Here is an 18,040-nt window from a genome sequence, read left to right as displayed (position 1 = left end):
GGGGAGAAAAAAAGCGCCGGCCGAGAGGCCGGCGCAGTCAGTTAGAACTTGTAGGTGGCGCTTAGGTAGTGGGAAATACCTGAGCTTTCCGTTGTGCCACCATCTTCAATCAAGTAGACATCGTTATAGGCTTTAAGGCCATAACCGAGGGCGTAGTTGTCTGAGTGCCAATATAGGCCGTTAAACATCGCGCCGCCGTGGGTCGCTTGGCTGTTGCCTTTGAAAGTGTCATCGGCACCGAACTGGTAATCGATATAGCCTTGATAAGACAGGAAGCTACCATTGTCAAAGAAGTGGAAAGGCTTAAACCAGTTGGTCGAGAATTGGTAACCGTTCCAATCTTTTTTGTTGATGTCATACAAACCGTAAAGGTTCATGCCTACTTTGCCAAACCAAGGCAGTTCAACATCGGCACCGACACCCCAGAACGAGTTGTTAGTGTCACTATCGCCACCACCCCAGTTAAACAGAGTTGAAAAGTAGACTTCTTGTACAGGGCCAAACGACAAGTCTTGTCCGGTGATGCCGTCAATTGAGAAGCGTGGTGCTAGCTTCATAAAGGCTTTAGGCGCGCCTTTTTTATTGTTGTTGTCGCTATCGCTTTCGGCAAGATCGAAGATGTCCACATAGCCATAGAGATCAACCACGCCCTTACGGCCGCCAAATTCCATCTCGAGGTAATTATGATCCTTATCGGTGTCAGTACCGAACTGAGGTTTCTCGTTGATGGCATACATGGCGTTAAACTGAAGCCATTTATGATCGTTTTTATAGATATCGTCTGAGTAATCAGCTGCGTTGGCGATAGGTGCCGCGCTAGCTGCCATGACGGCAAGTGCGAGTAGGGACTTTTTCATGGTGACTGCCTCTGCTTAAGTGTGTAACCGTTGAATTCAATGGAGGCAGTATATTGATTAAGTTCACTGCATAGAATGTAACAAATGTAGACAAGAATTATAGATGTGACTGAAGATGGCATGTATCCGATTACATGTCATTTTTATGTGATCTTAATTACAAATTAATGGGGTGCAGAGCGCAATTTTTTGCACTCCGCTGTGATGGTTGAAAGCTAGTCCTGCCGGGTTTTTAGGCATTGTCCAGAAGAGGCGTCATGATGCGATGATTGTTTTCTAAAATGTCTACCAATATAGATCAGCATGACTAGACCTGGGATCACCATTAATGAGGTTATTACGAAAAATGTTGACCAGCTGTCTAGCCAGTCCACCATCATACCGCTGAACGATGCAAGAGAGGTGCGGCCAAGGTTACCCAAGGATGCAAGCAGTGCGTATTGAGTGGCGGAAAAAGCTCGCCCAGTTAAGAAGGTCAAGAAAGATACAAAGGCAATAGTGGCGAAAGCCGAGGTGAAGTTATCCACCAGTATCGCGCCTAGCAGCAGGTGCTCGTCTGGCCCCACCACGGCAAGCCAAGCAAACATCAAATTACTGGAGGCCATAGCTACACCGCCAATAAACAGGCCTTTGATCACCCCAAAGCGCAAGTTAATGTAGCTACCGATTAAGGTGTACACCACCGTCAGCCCCCAACCAATGAGTTTGGAATAGTAGCCAATTTGCTCATTGCTGAAGCCAACATCTTTGTAAAAGACAATCGACATGCGGCCCAAAAAGGCCTCGCCAATCTTAAAGAGAAAAACAAACAACAGAATGGCTAACGCAACTTTTACACCGTTGCGGCGGAAAAACTCGGCAAAAGGTTCAAACACAGTCACTGCTAACCAAGTGCGTGCACTGCTGTATCCTTTCCCTAGATAGTAACGGGTCGCGGCATCTTGGCGTTGGTCGCGGTCACTGGCAGGCTCCTTTACGTACAAGGTTGCCAGTAACATTAAGCCTACGAAACCTGCCATAATCACATACACTTGATTCCAACCGATGGCGTCAGCGTTGATAAAACCGATGTAACCGGGCACTGAATACCCCGTCCACCATCCTATGACCGACATGGCTGAAGCAAGTGGGAATTTATCGGTTTCATGCTCAGCAAAATTATCAATGCGAAAGGCATCAATGGCGACATCTTGGGTGGCAGAGGCTAGTGCAATCGCAAAAATCAGCGATGAAAGCACCACAGTAGTCACCCAAGGATCGATGGCCGTCAAGCCGTGTAAATTAAGTTGAGATAAGGCTAAGGTTGCGATCAGAATCAGCGCTTGGGTGAGCAATATCCAACTGCGGCGCTGTCCGAAGCGCTCATTAAGCATGGGCACTTTGAGTCTATCGATCAAAGGCGCCCAGAGAAAGTTCACCGCATACAGCACAAACACCGAGCCGAATAGACCAATAGCGGTGCGAGAGAGCCCTTCATCCGCGAGCCAGCCGTTTAAGTTGGAGCCGATTAACACCCAAGGAAAGCCGCTACAACAGCCCATCAAGAACACGTAAAGGAGTCGGCGGTCGGCATAGGGCGCAAGCGCCCCTTTAAGATTAGATAACATGATCGCAAGCCTGTCTGTCAGCTACTGAGAAGATATTCGAGAGATGCTATTTATCACAATGGGTTGTTGTGGTACGTCTTGCATCCGCTTGCTTGGGATCGTCACGGTTGATTGAGATGAAATGTTTTGCACCGTGACAAAGCCTTCAACTACATGACCAAAAACGGTATAGCCAAGCTTGTTGGGCGTGGCGTCTAGAAAGCCGTTATCATTGATATTAATGTAAAATTGACGCGTAGCCGAATCGGGGTCATTGGTTCTGGCCATCGCAATTGTGGCGCGCCGGTTACTTAAGCCATTGGTGGATTCGTTATCAACCGTGTCATATACCGGCAGGCGTTCAAGGTCTTTATCAAACCCGCCACCTTGTACTACGAACCCCGGGATCACGCGATGAAATATAGAGCCAACATAGCTGCCATCATCAACATAACGGAGAAAATTAGCCACGGTTTTGGGCGCTTTTTGCTCATCAAGACTGAGCGTAAATGCGCCGAGCGTTGTATCCACCTTCACCAACACTTCCGCCTGCGCTGGCAATGCAGCCAACGCAAGCATGCACATCATGCAGAAGGTACGCATGATTAAAAGTGCTCTTTCATGTGCTTAAGCAACTGCTCGTCGTTGGCAATATCTTGCAGCACCGCCTCAAGCAAGTTGTTTAGGGCCATTTCGATATCATCAGGCGATGCGCTGCTGATCCCTTCTTGGGTTGATTTGCCAGTGTAACGCTTCACGAAGCGACCATCAGGAGATTCAGCGACCAGCTGAAGCTGGACCGATGCTTCCATATTGTGCTTAAACACTGTGTGTTTTACACGCACGAGGGCATCAAGAATATCGAGGCGCAGTGTTCCCGGGCCATTCGCCACTACACGGAAGCCTTGCGAAGAAAGTTGGCGAGAAAGGGTATCTTCTAAGACAACGCGCAGATTCTGGCTAGCATGCAGGGGCTTCACGTTAGAGCGACCACTGTCAATGACAGCCACAAACTGGGCGGTACGCAGATCACGGCTTTTCACAACTACAGGCAAGTTATTCACTTGCTGTTGGTTTGAGGTGGCGGGTTTGGGCGCGATAGTTAGTTGCGGATCACGCGGCGATGAACAGCCTGCTAGGATAAGCACGGCAGCGGCAACGAGCAGTTTTTTCATTGTGTTCAGCATCCTTTACTTAATGTTGGGCGTGTACTGCTTGAAGAATAACGAATTTTTTATTCGACGCAATGACGGAGACATTACCAAAAAGGCGTTTTAACTTAGCATGATAGCCGAGATGTCGGTTTCCGATGACTAAAAGGCGGCCATGATTGGTCAGAACACGTTTTGCGTCACAAAACATTTGCCAAGCAATATGATCGGTAATGGCTTGTTGTTGATGGAATGGTGGATTACACATCACCAAGTCCACATCATGGTGTGCAAACTCGCTCAAACAATCCCGCGCTTCACACTGAAAGCGAGTAGGCGCAATGTGATGCGCTAAAAGGTTACGTTGCGCCGATGCGACCGCCATATGGCTCTCGTCAACGGCATGAATAAAGGCATTTGGATTGTTTCGAGCCGCTTGCAAGGCAAGCACACCATTACCACACCCTAGATCGACAATCCTTTTTAATCCGGGTTCACTCGGAATGTGCGGTAACATCAAATACGCCGCAATATCCAGTTTTTGCGCAGAGAATACATTGGGGAAATTCGCCAGTGTCATGGCGTAATCAGGCACATCGAACGTATGTAGCTGGTCGATTAACTCGGGTTTGTCGTCACGCGGCGTGCAAAATACTAAGCGTGCTTTTTTCTTCGCCAGTGAGGTCACTGTGTTGCCGAGCTGGTGCTCAAACTGGTTTAACGTTGAGGTGTGAATCTCTTTGGTCTTCGCCGCAGCGATGACGGGAATGGACGAATCGGTGATTGCGGCAAGTTGTTGTAATTGCCATGACAACATGCGTGTGCTTTTCGGGATCCGTAATAGCACCACATCGACGCGCTCTGGCAGCGGCTCTAAGCTGGTTAATTGGACGACGCTAGGCAGGGCATTGGCGGCTAAATTCTGGACAGTTGCTTGTTGTGCCACCACAGAATCACTGACTTGAATCGTGTCATAGCCTTGTTGTGACGCCCAGCAGCTTAGCGCGCCAAAGTGATCATTGATGATCAACACACGCGCACCGGCCGGTAATGACAACTCAGCCACGTGCTCAATCAAGTATTCGTCGGCTGCATCGAACGCTTGCAGCGTTTCGTTTTTACGTCGGGGGTAACGGTGGAGTATTAATGGCTGGCCCGCAGGCGTCGTCATTTCAGTCTTCATCGGAGTTTTTGCGTCGCGCTAGATAAAGTAGGTATATTGTCGTACTCAGCCAGAGACTGCAATTTAAAACGTGGCGTCATCTCTGGTGTTGAAAGCTCACGCCACCGCGAAAGTCGCAAAATCATCAATAGCATCTACACTGAGAGCACCCGTGCTCCCCGTGTAAAATGTGGGAAGCAAAATGAAAATACAAACACAGATCACCGAGAAGCTAGAGCAGGCATTTTCGCCTAGCTTTCTGGATGTGCGTAATGAAAGCTTTATGCATAACGTGCCAGAAGGGTCAGAGAGCCATTTCAAAGTCGTGGTGGTATCAGAGGCATTTGACGGTCAGCGTTTAATTCAACGTCACCGAGCTGTGAATACGACCCTATCAGATGAATTGGCTCATCATATTCATGCGTTGGCGATCCACACTTATACGCCGCAAGAGTGGGCGTCACAAGCGCAAGCACCTGACTCACCCGCTTGTCGCGGTGGGGGAAAATAGCGTCAGCGGTGATGGTGAGTTTTCACGTTGTGGCAACAAATTCTTACACAAATATGAGCGAATTGGTGGGCGGTAACTGCGCGGGGTTTTTGTTTCGTTAGCACAGGCGAGCATTCACGTTGCCTGCTAAGGTGAACAAAAAAACAGCAGTGAAACTGTGACCTTACAGCGAGTATTGTTTGTACAGGTATGGATAATTGCCACGCTCCAGTGACAATACCCATAGAATCAACGCTGGGGTTAGTGATAGAATACGGCGCTTAAAGACTAACCTAGGCTACCTTTGTGTAACGATTTGGTTAGCAGGATGTTGCGACGGTGGGCCGTCATGGCCGCCAAACAGTCGAAAGTCGTGTCTTTAACTGCGCAATAACAGAATTCTTTTTCCCGTTAATGTAGTGCAAGTGCGTATGATTACAATAAAAAAGGGTTTGGATATCCCTATTGCCGGGACTCCTACTCAGGTGATAAATGACGGCCCAGCCGTCAAGAAAGTCGCCTTGCTTGGCGAAGAGTACGTTGGAATGCGCCCCACCATGCACGCGCGTGTGGGTGATGTAGTGAAAAAAGGTCAGATTCTTTTTGAAGATAAAAAGAATCCGGGCGTGAAATTTACTGCACCAGCAGCTGGTAAAGTGGTTGAAGTTAACCGCGGTGCCAAGCGTGTTCTTCAGTCTGTCGTCATTGAAGTCGATGGAAACGAGCAAGTCACGTTCAATAAATATGAAGCCTCACAGTTGGCATCGCTAGATCGCCAAGTCATTGTTGACCAACTGGTCGAGTCTGGCATGTGGACAGCGCTTCGTACTCGTCCTTTTAGCAAGTCGCCTGCGGTTGATTCCGTACCGGAAGCTATCTTTGTCAATGCCATGGACACCAATCCGCTTGCCGCGGATCCGAAAGTGATCATTGATGAGCAAAAAGAGGCTTTCGTTGCTGGCCTAGATGTGGTTTCTCGCCTTACCGAAAAAACGGTATTCGTTTGTAAAGCAGACGTAGAGTTACCGACTAGCAAGCAATCAAACGTTGAGCAGCATGTCTTTGCTGGTCCTCACCCAGCTGGTCTTGTCGGTACCCATATCCACCACTTGCGCTCAGCAAGTATGGAAAAAATGGTATGGCACCTAAACTACCAAGACGTCATTGCATTTGGTCATTTATTCCTGACCGGTGAACTTAACACCGATCGCGTGGTTGCCTTAGCTGGCCCTATGGTCAATAAGCCACGCTTGGTACGTACTCAACTGGGCGCTAACCTCGATGAGCTGACGGACGGTGAGTTGATGGCCGGCGAGAGCCGCATTATCTCAGGCTCTGTACTCTCGGGCACCAAAGCGACTGGTCCTCATGCGTATCTTGGCCGTTTCCACCTGCAAGTGTCTGTATTACGCGAAGGTAATGAGAAAGAGCTGTTCGGTTGGTTATCTCCCGGCAAAAACCGCTTCTCTGTGACCCGTGCGTACCTTGGCCACCTGTTTAAAGGCCAACTTTTCAATATGACCACCTCGACCAACGGTAGTGATCGTTCCATGGTGCCAATCGGTAACTATGAGCGAGTAATGCCGCTGGATATCGAGCCGACTATGCTGCTGCGTGATATCTGTGCCGGTGATACAGATAGTATGCAACAGTTAGGCGCGCTGGAGTTAGATCCTGAGGATTTGGCACTTTGTACATTTGTCTGCCCTGGCAAGTACGAATTTGGCCCAATGCTCCGCGAGAGCCTGGAAAAAATTGAGAAGGAAGGGTAACAGATGAGCCTGAAAAACTTTTTAGAGCAAATCGAGCCACACTTTGAGCCAGGCGGTAAACACGAGAAGTGGTTTGCCCTGTATGAAGCGGTCGCGACCATTTTGTACACGCCAGGCATGGTGACCAAAGCTGGCGCTCACGTGCGTGACAGCATCGATTTGAAACGCATCATGATCATGGTGTGGTTTGCTGTGTTCCCCGCAATGTTCTGGGGTATGTACAACACAGGTAACCAAGCCATTATGGGCCTGAACCATTTATATGAAGGCGCGCAGCTTGCGCAAATCATTGAAGGGAACTGGCACTATTGGCTGACTGAGGCGATTGCGGGGCCGCTTGCGAGTGCAGGTTGGGGCACCAAAATGGTCTTGGGTGCCACCTACTTCCTGCCTATTTATGCCACCGTGTTTATCGTGGGTGGTTTCTGGGAAGTACTGTTCTGTATTATCCGTAAGCACGAAGTGAACGAAGGTTTCTTCGTGACCTCGATTCTTTTTGCACTGATCGTTCCGCCAACGCTGCCATTGTGGCAAGCCGCTTTGGGTATCACCTTTGGTGTGGTGGTTGCAAAAGAAATCTTTGGTGGTACAGGCCGTAACTTCTTGAACCCTGCGTTGGCTGGCCGTGCATTCTTGTTCTTCGCCTATCCTGCTCAAATCTCTGGTGATTTGGTATGGACCGCTGCGGACGGCTTCTCGGGTGCGACTGCACTGAGTCAATGGTCAACCGGCGGTGAAATGGCGCTGATGCACAACGTGACCGGTCAAACCATGACTTGGATGGACGCCTTTATTGGTAATATCCCAGGTTCAATGGGTGAAGTATCGACGCTTGCCATCTTGATTGGCGGTGCGGCGCTGGTTTACATGCGCATTGCATCATGGCGAATCATCTTGGGTACCTTCCTCGGTATGGTCGCCGCGGCAACCTTGTTCAATGTGATTGGCTCTGATTCCAACCCAATGTTTAGCATGCCTGCTCATTGGCACCTTGTACTGGGTGGTTTTGCGTTCGGTATGATGTTCATGGCGACGGATCCTGTCTCTGCTGCGTTCACCAATAAAGCAAAATGGTGGTACGGCATTTTGATTGGTGCGATGGCCGTGATTATTCGCGTGGTTAACCCGGCATACCCAGAAGGAATGATGCTGGCGATCTTGTTCGCGAACCTGTTTGCACCACTGTTCGATAACCTGGTGATTCAGGGCAACATCAAACGGAGACTGGCTCGTAATGGCAAGTAGTAACGATAGTATTAAAAAGACGCTGCTCGTTGTTATCGCATTGAGCTTGGTGTGCTCGATTGTGGTGTCTGGTGCAGCAGTAGCGCTACGTCCTTTGCAACAAATTAATGCAAAGCTAGACGTACAGAAAAACATCCTTTCGGTGGCTGGTATTGATGTCACGGGTGGCAAAAGTGCGATCAATGATGCTTACAACAAGTACATTGAAACCCGCTTGGTCAGCCTAGACGACGGTGAATTTGTTAGCCCTGAGACGGTCAATGTTGAATCAGCAGCTGATTACGATCAGCGTGCGGCTGCCAATGATCCGGCCTTGTCGAAAAAGCTGAGTGGCGATGAAAACATTGCCGATATCGGTCGTCGTCCTGACGTCGCTAAGGTGTACTTAGTCAAAGACGAGGCAGGTCAAACTCAGCGTTTGATTTTGCCCGTCAATGGCTCCGGTCTTTGGAGCATGATGTACGCATTCGTAGCGGTAGAACCCGACGGTAATACAGTTGCTGACATCGTTTACTACGAGCAAGGTGAAACACCAGGGCTAGGTGGTGAAGTTGAAAACCCGAAATGGCGCGCACAGTGGGATGGCAAAAAGCTATTCAACGAGCAGGGCGAGCCAGCAATTCGCATCGTTAAAGGCGGCGCTCCTCAAGGTAGTGAGCACGGTATCGATGCATTGTCGGGAGCGACTCTAACCAGTAATGGTGTTCAGAACCAGTTTAACTTCTGGCTAAGTGACATGGGCTTTGGTCCATTCCTAGCAAAAGTTCGCGAGGGAGGCCTGATCGATGGCTGAAGCTAAAGAACTGAAGAAAAACCTTCTGTCACCGGTACTGGACAATAACCCGATTGCCTTACAGGTCCTCGGTGTTTGTTCGGCGTTGGCGGTGACCACACAGATGCAAACGGCATTTGTCATGACGTTGGCGGTGATGTTCGTAACGGCGATGTCAAACCTGTGTGTTTCTTTGATCCGTAACCACATTCCTAACAGCGTACGTATCATCGTTCAGATGGCGATCATCGCGTCGTTGGTAATCGTGGTTGACCAAACATTGAAAGCGTTCGTGTACGACATTTCTAAGCAGCTGTCCGTATTCGTTGGTCTTATCATTACCAACTGTATCGTGATGGGTCGTGCTGAGGCGTATGCGATGAAGTCGTCGCCATTGCCATCATTTATTGACGGTATTGGTAACTCACTGGGCTACGGTTTTGTGCTGATGACAGTCGCGTTCTTCCGTGAGCTACTGGGCTCTGGCTCAGTGTTTGGTGTGTCTATTCTACCTGTGGTCAATGAAGGGGGTTGGTATCAGCCAAACGGTTTGATGCTTCTGGCCCCATCTGCATTCTTCCTCATCGGCTTTTTGATTTGGATTGTGCGTACCTTCAAACCTGAACAAGTTGAAGCGAAGGAGTAATAGCACATGGAACATTATTTGAGCCTGCTAGTGCGCTCTATCTTCATCGAGAACATGGCGCTGGCATTCTTCCTTGGTATGTGTACCTTTTTGGCCGTATCCAAGAAAGTAAAAACCGCATTTGGTCTGGGTGTGGCCGTGGTTGTGGTACTGACCATCTCAGTGCCGGTTAACAACTTGGTGTACAACTTGGTTCTGCGTGAAGACGCGCTGGTGAAAGGCGTCGATTTGAGTTTCTTGAACTTTGTTACCTTCATCGGCGTTATCGCGGCGTTGGTACAGATTCTTGAGATGGTACTCGACCGCTTCTTCCCGCCGCTTTACAACGCGCTGGGTATCTTTCTGCCGCTTATTACGGTGAACTGTGCCATCTTCGGTGGCGTATCATTCATGGTTCAGCGTGATTACAACTTCGCAGAGTCAGTGGTTTACGGCTTCGGTTCTGGGGTGGGCTGGATGCTAGCCATCGTCGCCCTAGCGGGTATCCGTGAGAAAATGAAATATTCAGACGTGCCGCCAGCACTGCGTGGTTTGGGGATCACCTTTATCACAGTTGGTTTGATGGCATTGGGCTTTATGTCTTTCTCTGGTGTGCAACTGTAAGCCGGGTAAACTGCGAGAAAAGGAATAGTCAATGGACATTATTCTTGGTGTAGTGATGTTTACTCTGATTGTACTGGCGCTGGTATTGGTGATTTTGTTCGCCAAGTCCAAGCTGGTACCAACCGGTGACGTCACAATTGATATCAATAACGATCCTGAAAAGGCGATCGTTACTCAGCCAGGCGGTAAACTGCTTGGTGCACTGGCCGGTGCTGGTGTGTTTGTTTCTTCTGCCTGTGGTGGTGGTGGCTCATGTGGCCAGTGCCGCGTAAAAATCAAAGAAGGTGGCGGTGATATTCTGCCAACCGAGCTTGATCACATCACCAAAGGTGAAGCACGTGAAGGTGAGCGTCTGTCATGTCAGGTTGCTGTAAAGCAAGACATGAAGATCGAATTGCCAGAAGAAATTTTTGGCGTGAAGAAGTGGGATTGTGAAGTTATTTCTAACGACAACAAAGCCACTTTCATCAAAGAGCTGAAGCTGCGTATACCTGACGGTGAGTCTGTACCTTTCCGTGCAGGTGGTTATATTCAGATTGAAGCGCCAGCGCACCACATTAAGTACTCAGACTTTGATATTCCTGAGGAATACCGCGAAGACTGGGAGAAGTTCAACTTGTTCCGCTATGAGTCAAAAGTGGATGAAGAAATCATCCGTGCTTACTCAATGGCGAACTACCCTGAAGAAGAAGGCATCATCATGCTGAACGTGCGTGTGGCAACGCCACCACCACGTAACCCTGATGTGCCACCAGGCCAAATGTCGTCTTACATTTGGTCACTGAAGCCGGGTGATAAGTGTACGATCTCAGGGCCGTTCGGTGAGTTCTTCGCGAAAGATACCGACGCTGAAATGGTCTTTATCGGCGGTGGTGCCGGTATGGCACCAATGCGCTCGCATATCTTTGACCAACTTAAACGTCTGAACTCAGATCGTAAGATCACCTTCTGGTACGGTGCACGTTCTAAGCGTGAAATGTTCTACGTTGAAGATTTCGATATGCTTCAAGAGCAGAACGATAACTTCAAGTGGTACTGCGCACTGTCAGACCCACTACCAGAAGATAACTGGGATGGTTACACAGGCTTTATCCATAACGTGCTTTATGAGAACTACCTCAAAGATCATGAAGCGCCAGAAGACTGTGAATACTACATGTGTGGTCCACCAATGATGAACGCAGCCGTTATCGGTATGCTGAAAGACTTAGGTGTTGAAGACGAAAACATCCTTCTGGATGACTTCGGCGGCTAAGATCGCAACGTGTGACTTACCTTTTAATGGCTGGCCTTTGGGTCAGCCATTTTACGTATCAACCTCGCGTCGAAGGACACCCATATGAAGAAGTTTTGGTTAGGCTGTGTGGCAACGCTGACACTGCTCGTGGCTTTGGTCGGTTGTGAGCGTTCACCTGAGCTGGTCCATCTTAATGACAGTACAATGGGCACGTATTACTCCATTAAGTACATTGCAACGGAAAACACGCCCGAGAAGGCGGTGATCCAAAAAGAAATCGATAAGCGTTTGGAGCTGGTGAATGACCAGATGTCGACGTATCGAGACGATTCGGAGCTGAGCCGTTTCAATCAACATCGTGCTGACTCTCCGGTTGAGGTATCTGACGCGACGGCGAAAGTGGTGAAAGAAGCGATGCGTCTTAACGCCTTCACCGATGGCGCGTTAGATGTCACGGTTGGACCGTTAGTGAACCTTTGGAGCTTTGGCCCTGAAAAACGACCAGAGAATATTCCGACCGACGAAGAAATCGCACAGCGAATGGCGATGACGGGGTTAGAGAGTCTGTCTTTATCGGGCAATCAGTTGACCAAAACCAATCCTGACCTTTATGTCGACTTGTCAACGATCGCCAAAGGATACGGCGTAGATGTGGTCGCTGACTATTTGGCGTCACTTGGGCTCGATAACTATTTGGTTGAGATTGGTGGTGAGTTACAATTAAAAGGTGTGAACCAAGACGGCGTACCTTGGCGCATCGCGATTGAAAAGCCTAGTGCCGGCACACAGTCGGTGCAAGAGATTATTGAGCCTGGGGATATGGCGGTTGCTACCTCAGGGGATTATCGCAATTACTTTGAGCATGATGGGGTACGCTATTCGCACATCATTGATCCAGCAACAGGACGACCGATTCATCATCGCTTAGTGTCTGTCACAGTGTTGGACCCGTCTTGTATGACGGCGGATGGTTTGGCAACAGGCTTCATGGTACTTGGACCAGAGAAAGCCGTTGCATTGGCAAATCAAGCCAATATTCCTGCCTTTATGGTAGTGAAAACGGATGACGGTTTTAAAGAAATCGCATCTGAGGCGTTTAAGCCTTATTTAAAGCGTTAAATACGCAATAACGATAGTAGGTGAGCAATTATGTCAGTATTTCTTATCACCTTTGCTGTTTTTGTACTTGTGATTGCAGGGATGGCGATCGGCTACATCGTACAGCAAAAAACCATCAGTGGGAGCTGTGGTGGCCTAGGCGCAATCGGTATTGAAAAAGAATGCGACTGCCCAGAGCCGTGTGATGCACGTAAAAAGCGAGAAGCGCGTGCAGAGAAAACCCGTGAGTGGAAGAAAAACCAAATTATCTAGCCGAGACCTGACGCGATCAGGTGTACAGTAGATAGCCACCAGTGAGTCACTCTGTCTTATCTGGTGGCCATGCAGGATTGTCATGAAGAAAATCATCCATATCGACATGGATTGTTTCTATGCGGCAGTGGAGATGCGTGATAACCCTGCCTTGCAACAGGTGCCTCTTGCTATTGGCGGGTCACCTGATGGGCGAGGGGTGATTGCTACCTGCAATTATCCCGCGCGTCGCTTTGGGATCCGTTCCGCGATGGCGACAGCTCAAGCACTTAAACTATGTCCCGGTCTGACGGTCATGCGTGGCAATATGGCCAAGTACCGCGCCGTTTCTCAGCAGCTTCATGCTATTTTTCATCGTTATACCGATATTATTGAGCCCCTCTCTCTTGATGAGGCTTACTTAGATGTTACAGATTGCGACAGTCATCAAGGCTCGGCAACCCGTATTGCAGAAGCGATTCGTCACACCATTCGCGACGAGCTATCATTAACCGCGTCGGCAGGCGTCGCGCCAATCAAGTTTCTCGCCAAAGTCGCCTCAGATATCAACAAACCGGATGGCTTATGCGTGATCACCCCTGACGAGGTCGACACCTTTGTGGCTGAACTCCCTTTGCAATGCATTCCGGGCGTAGGACGTGTCACCTTAACCAAGCTTCATGAACTGAATTTGTTTACCTGTAGAGATGTGCAGTGTAGCGATCATGGTGAACTGATCCAGCGGTTTGGTAAATTTGGGCAGGTACTATGGCAGCGAGCACACGGTATTGATCGACGTCCAGTGCAAGTGGAGCGGATACGTAAATCCGTTGGCGTAGAGCGCACTTTATCGCAAGATCTTGCGGCGCTGAATGATTGTTTACAGTGGTTAGACACTTTATACGAAGAGCTCCAACGGCGACTCGAAAAAGCCGATGCGAATGGACGGATTTGCCGCCAAGGGGTCAAACTCAAATTCAACGACTTTCAAACCACAACGGTTGCACACCGCTGTGAGCGGTTAGATCGAGGACTATTTGATACCTTGTTGCATGAAGCGTTTTATCGAGGCGAGGGTAGAGCGGTGCGGCTAATTGGTTTGTCGGTAGGGCTGGGGGACGATAATGACCCCCAGCTAAGTTTACTCGCTTAAGCGCGCTTTTCAGGAATCGCTTTTAAGATAGCGCGCATTTGTTGCCAATAGTGACCCACACTTTCAATGTTCACTTTCTCATCAGGTGAGTGAGGGAACTTAATCGTTGGACCAAACGAGATCATATCCATATCCGGGTAAGGTTTTTTAAATAGACCGCACTCTAATCCCGCGTGGATCACCATGATATCAGGCTTACGCTGATAGATAGCTTCATAGGTATCACGGAAAATATGCATGATTTCAGAGTCTGGATCAGGCTTCCATCCCGGGTAAGCGCCGGAAAACTCGACGGTCACGTTCGCTAAACCAGCCAGTGAGTGCAGCATGCCTTGCACCATTTCTCGCCCTGAATCGATCAATGAGCGGATCAAAAACAATCCCGTAATAGTATGCTCATCGGTTTGGATAACGCCTAAGTTCAGTGAGGTTTCTACCACACCCGGAACATCATCGCTCATCCGTATGACACCGTTTGGCGCCGCGTTTAAGGCCGCGAGTAGCCGAGATTGTACGGCTCGGGTCAATGGGTCGGCTTGATTGTCAGACGCATCGAGTACGACAGTGACGTTCTCCTCCAAGCGTCCCAACTCATCGTGAAGCAACTGCGCGTAGTTATCTATCGCCGCGGCTAATGCGTCTTTTTGCTCGACTGGCACGGCAATATCTGCAAAGGCTTCACGCGGGATGGCGTTACGCAATGTACCGCCTCGCAATGCAATCAGGCTGACATCAATCTCACTGAGGTGATGGCTGAGCATGCGTGCAAGTAGCTTATTGGCATTGGCGCGACCCGTGTGAATATCCACCCCAGAGTGGCCGCCTTTTAGGCCTTTTATACCGACGGTAAAACGCGTAAAATTGTCGCCGATGGTGTGACGCTCGACCGGAAAGTGCATGCTAGCATCGACGCCGCCCGCACAGCCCATGTAGATTTCCCCTTCTTGTTCGGAGTCTGTGTTCAGTAACACTTCCCCTTCAAGCCAGCCTGCTTCTAGGCCAAATGCACCGTCCATCCCAGCTTCTTCATTGGTGGTAAGCAACACTTCGAGTGGGCCATGTTCAATGTCATCAGCCGCTAAGACGGCAAGGCAGGAGGCCATCCCAATACCGTTATCGGCGCCTAATGTCGTGCCATCCGCCGTGACCCACTCGCCATCGATATAAGGGCGAATCGGATCGGTGGTAAAGTCGTGCTCGGTGTGCTCGTTTTTCTGCGGCACCATATCAAGGTGGGCTTGTAGTACTACACCTTTGCGGTTTTCCATTCCCGGCGTCGCCGGTTTGCGGATAAAAATATTGCCAGTGGGATCTTGGCGAACCTCTAAACCTCGGCCTTTCGCCCAATCGACAATGAATGCTGCCAATTGTGCTTCGTGGTAAGAGGGATGTGGAATAGCACAAATCTGGTCAAAAAAAGCCCAAACAGGCTGGGGTGATAATTGGCTGATCTCAGACACGGTAGACTCCATTTTATTTTATTGTTGGCCTTTTAAACAGTAGGCCTTACTGAAATAGATGGACTTTACCAAGCATACCACTGTCGACTAGGTGGTGACAGTCGCAGGATCAAGGGAAGGAAAAACAGAGTGCATGCCGGATATCTAGGCGTGGTGGGCGTAATAAAACTACAAAATATGAACTTTTTGTGACTCTAGTCACTCTATTGCTTGTAATATAATTACGTGTGGGTTATTATCTAGACACTGATAACACAGGTTATCGATTGTTCATGGAGTGAACCCGAGTATTCGCCTCCAAGGAACCGAGACAAAATGTGAACAACATTAGGTTTAAACTTGAGAGAGGTAAAAACGATGGAAGGTATGGTATCTAACTACTACTGGAACCAACAGTCAGTATATACCAAAGGATTCACGTATCCGGCGCCGTTCGGGTACCGCAAGTAAGTTTTACGATTCCCCCGCTCTTACAGAGACATTTCTGATCCAGAAGCAAACGCTTTAGTTCTGGCGCCACACAAAGTTGTGGCGTTTTTTTTATGGGTAGTATGTCAGATGCCTGATAAGCCAGTCATGATAGACAATCTTGTTGGCAACCATCACGAGAGTCATGACATTCCGATCAATTCATGCGGTTTCGTGCTGGAAATTTCCTTCATCGATCGGTAAGATTTGCGCCAATTTTTGACACGCAAACGTTTTCCTTTTGCATCTTATGATGCGCCACCTTTTATTCGGGATACCAACGATGTTAGAGCGTTTATTTAAACTCAGCGAGCATGGCACGGATCTTCGCACCGAAGTTATTGCCGGTGTGACCACCTTCCTCACCATGGCCTACATCATTTTCGTGAACCCATCTATTTTGGCTGAAGCAGGAATGGACAAGGGCGCCGTATTTGTTGCCACCTGTTTGGCTGCTGCCGTCGGCTGTTTTGTGATGGGAATTGTCGCCAACTATCCGGTCGCTCAAGCGCCAGGTATGGGCCTTAACGCTTTCTTCACCTACACAGTGGTGCTGCAAATGGGCCACTCGTGGCAGGTTGCGCTGGCTGCGGTGTTTATTTCGGGCTTGTGCTTTATTCTACTCAGTGTGTTGAAAATTCGTGAGTGGATTATCAACTCGATTCCTATGTCACTGCGCACCGGTATCTCGGCGGGTATCGGTTTGTTTTTAGCGCTCATCGCACTGCAAAATGCGGGGATCGTTGTGGATCACCCGGCAACCCTGGTCGCACTGGGTGATGTGACGGCATTTGCGCCAGCGATGGCAGCACTCGGCTTTTTCCTCACAATTGGTTTGGTGCATCGTGGCCTAAAAGGGGCGGTCATGATTGCGATTTTAGTGGTCACTGTGATTGGTATTGTCGCGGGTGATGTCCCTTACCACGGTGTGATGTCTGCGCCACCAAGCCTCGCGCCGACCTTTATGCAGCTTGATTTTGCCGGAGCCCTTGAAGTTGGTTTGGTGTCTATTGTGTTCGCATTTTTGTTTGTTGACCTCTTTGATACCGCAGGAACCTTAGTGGGTGTGGCACAGCGCGCGGAACTTTTGGACAAAGATGGTAAACTGCCGCGTTTAAATCGTGCATTACTGGCAGACAGTACCGCGACATCGGTCGGGGCGCTTTTAGGCACGTCGAATACAACCTCATATATTGAAAGTGTGTCAGGGGTAGCAGCGGGTGGCCGTACAGGACTCACTGCTGTTGTTGTAGGGATCTTATTCTTGCTTGCGCTATTTTTTGCGCCGCTCGCAGGTATGGTCCCAGCGTACGCAACAGCTGGCGCTCTCTTTTATGTTGCGATTTTGATGATGTCAGGTCTTGTAGGGATTAACTGGCGAGATTTGACCGAAGCCGCACCTGTGGTCGTGGTGTGCTTGCTGATGCCGCTCACTTACTCGATTGCGAGCGGGATTGGCCTTGGCTTTATTGCGTTTTGTGCCGTAAAAACCTTTGCGGGCAAAGGGCGTGAGGTCCCTGTCAGTATCTGGATCTTGGCTGGATTGTTCTTACTCAAGTTCGTTTTCTTGGTGTAAAACAGCCGCCCACATTGACGTTATAACAAGGCGAGAAACGCCACGAGGTTTTCATCATGAGTAACAAGTTCATCATCACCTGGGACAACATGCAGATGTACACACGCCAATTGGCGGAGAGGCTGCTACCCGCTGACCAGTGGCAGGGAATTATTGCTGTGAGTCGCGGTGGCTTGGTGCCTGCCGCCATTCTTGCCCGTGAGCTAGGCATTCGCTATGTCGATACGGTGTGTATCTCGAGCTACGATCATGATCATCAGCGCGATATGCGTGTCGTGAAACAAGCACCGGGGGATGGTGAAGGCTTTATTGTGGTGGACGACTTGGTTGATACAGGCGGAACCGCAGAAATGGTACGCCAACTCTATCCCAAAGCACGCTTTGTGACTGTAAGCGCCAAACCTGCGGGTAAGCATCTTGTTGACGATTATATCGTCGATATTGCGCAAGACACATGGATTGAGCAGCCATGGGATATGGCGGTGAGCTATGTGGATCCGATTGCCAAATAA

Annotated in this window: 18 protein-coding genes; 12 read left to right on the top strand and 6 right to left on the bottom strand. The window is 49.3% G+C overall.

Annotation, left to right across the window (positions count from 1 at the left end):
• Positions 1-41: 41 nt before the first annotated feature.
• The 5 genes from BZG84_RS04665 to BZG84_RS04645 all read right to left on the bottom strand — a co-directional run bounded on the left by BZG84_RS04665 (position 42) and on the right by BZG84_RS04645 (position 4,765).
• A complete protein-coding gene (locus tag BZG84_RS04665; protein WP_077479422.1) occupies positions 42-857 on the bottom strand; it encodes a nucleoside-specific channel-forming Tsx family protein in 816 nt (271 codons plus the stop codon).
• Between the two features lie 215 nt (positions 858-1,072).
• Positions 1,073-2,464, bottom strand: a complete 1,392-nt coding sequence (locus tag BZG84_RS04660; RefSeq protein ID WP_077479421.1) for an AmpG family muropeptide MFS transporter — start codon at positions 2,462-2,464, stop codon at positions 1,073-1,075.
• A gap of 21 nt (positions 2,465-2,485) precedes the next feature.
• A complete protein-coding gene (locus tag BZG84_RS04655; RefSeq protein ID WP_077479420.1) occupies positions 2,486-3,046 on the bottom strand; it encodes a peptidylprolyl isomerase in 561 nt (186 codons plus the stop codon).
• A 2-nt stretch (positions 3,047-3,048) separates the two neighbouring features.
• Positions 3,049-3,618 carry a YajG family lipoprotein gene (locus BZG84_RS04650; protein ID WP_069587446.1) on the bottom strand — a complete coding sequence of 190 codons (570 nt, stop codon included), beginning with the start codon at positions 3,616-3,618 and terminating at the stop codon, positions 3,049-3,051.
• A 19-nt stretch (positions 3,619-3,637) separates the two neighbouring features.
• Positions 3,638-4,765, bottom strand: coding sequence for a methyltransferase (locus BZG84_RS04645; RefSeq protein WP_232111986.1), 1,128 nt, complete (start codon positions 4,763-4,765; stop codon positions 3,638-3,640).
• Between the two features lie 193 nt (positions 4,766-4,958).
• Between BZG84_RS04645 and bolA the strand changes: the two genes are divergently transcribed.
• From bolA to dinB, 10 genes are all read left to right on the top strand, one after another.
• Positions 4,959-5,267, top strand: coding sequence for a transcriptional regulator BolA (gene bolA, locus BZG84_RS04640; RefSeq protein ID WP_077479418.1), 309 nt, complete (start codon positions 4,959-4,961; stop codon positions 5,265-5,267).
• A gap of 410 nt (positions 5,268-5,677) precedes the next feature.
• Positions 5,678-7,018, top strand: a complete 1,341-nt coding sequence (locus BZG84_RS16170; protein ID WP_108743592.1) for a Na(+)-translocating NADH-quinone reductase subunit A — start codon at positions 5,678-5,680, stop codon at positions 7,016-7,018.
• Positions 7,019-7,021: 3 nt separating this feature from the next.
• Complete coding sequence (locus BZG84_RS16165; RefSeq protein WP_069587442.1) at positions 7,022-8,263, top strand: NADH:ubiquinone reductase (Na(+)-transporting) subunit B; 1,242 nt, start codon at positions 7,022-7,024, stop codon at positions 8,261-8,263.
• A complete protein-coding gene (locus tag BZG84_RS04630) occupies positions 8,253-9,056 on the top strand; it encodes a Na(+)-translocating NADH-quinone reductase subunit C (RefSeq protein ID WP_077455572.1) in 804 nt (267 codons plus the stop codon). Before BZG84_RS16165 ends, BZG84_RS04630 begins: the two co-directional genes overlap by 11 nt.
• Complete coding sequence (locus BZG84_RS04625; RefSeq protein ID WP_069587440.1) at positions 9,049-9,681, top strand: NADH:ubiquinone reductase (Na(+)-transporting) subunit D; 633 nt, start codon at positions 9,049-9,051, stop codon at positions 9,679-9,681. The genes BZG84_RS04630 and BZG84_RS04625 overlap by 8 nt, the downstream gene beginning before the upstream one ends.
• Before the next feature lie 6 nt (positions 9,682-9,687).
• Positions 9,688-10,284 carry an NADH:ubiquinone reductase (Na(+)-transporting) subunit E gene (gene nqrE, locus BZG84_RS04620; RefSeq protein ID WP_069587439.1) on the top strand — a complete coding sequence of 199 codons (597 nt, stop codon included), beginning with the start codon at positions 9,688-9,690 and terminating at the stop codon, positions 10,282-10,284.
• A gap of 31 nt (positions 10,285-10,315) precedes the next feature.
• Positions 10,316-11,539, top strand: a complete 1,224-nt coding sequence (nqrF, locus tag BZG84_RS04615; RefSeq protein WP_077479416.1) for an NADH:ubiquinone reductase (Na(+)-transporting) subunit F — start codon at positions 10,316-10,318, stop codon at positions 11,537-11,539.
• A gap of 84 nt (positions 11,540-11,623) precedes the next feature.
• Positions 11,624-12,640 carry an FAD:protein FMN transferase gene (locus BZG84_RS04610; RefSeq protein WP_077479415.1) on the top strand — a complete coding sequence of 339 codons (1,017 nt, stop codon included), beginning with the start codon at positions 11,624-11,626 and terminating at the stop codon, positions 12,638-12,640.
• Positions 12,641-12,670: 30 nt separating this feature from the next.
• On the top strand, positions 12,671-12,892 hold the full coding sequence (gene nqrM / locus BZG84_RS04605; protein WP_069587436.1) for a (Na+)-NQR maturation NqrM: 222 nt from the start codon (positions 12,671-12,673) through the stop codon (positions 12,890-12,892).
• A gap of 82 nt (positions 12,893-12,974) precedes the next feature.
• Positions 12,975-14,024 (top strand): DNA polymerase IV, encoded by a 1,050-nt coding sequence (gene dinB, locus BZG84_RS04600; protein ID WP_077455575.1) that lies wholly within the window; start codon positions 12,975-12,977, stop codon positions 14,022-14,024.
• Here dinB and BZG84_RS04595 read toward each other — a convergent pair.
• Complete coding sequence (locus BZG84_RS04595) at positions 14,021-15,484, bottom strand: aminoacyl-histidine dipeptidase (RefSeq protein WP_108743591.1); 1,464 nt, start codon at positions 15,482-15,484, stop codon at positions 14,021-14,023. The two genes, dinB and BZG84_RS04595, sit on opposite strands and share 4 nt — an antisense overlap.
• Positions 15,485-16,235: 751 nt before the next feature.
• On the opposite strand from BZG84_RS04595, the gene BZG84_RS04590 reads away from it, so the two are divergent.
• Positions 16,236-17,528 (top strand): NCS2 family permease, encoded by a 1,293-nt coding sequence (locus BZG84_RS04590; RefSeq protein ID WP_077479412.1) that lies wholly within the window; start codon positions 16,236-16,238, stop codon positions 17,526-17,528.
• A gap of 56 nt (positions 17,529-17,584) precedes the next feature.
• Positions 17,585-18,040: a xanthine phosphoribosyltransferase gene (gene gpt / locus BZG84_RS04585; protein ID WP_069587432.1), complete on the top strand. Its 456-nt coding sequence runs from the start codon at positions 17,585-17,587 to the stop codon at positions 18,038-18,040.

The sequence above is a fragment of the Salinivibrio sp. PR932 genome, assembly GCF_001996125.1.
Classification (GTDB): Bacteria; Pseudomonadota; Gammaproteobacteria; order Enterobacterales; family Vibrionaceae; genus Salinivibrio; species Salinivibrio proteolyticus.
This window is presented reverse-complemented; position numbering and strand designations above follow the sequence as displayed.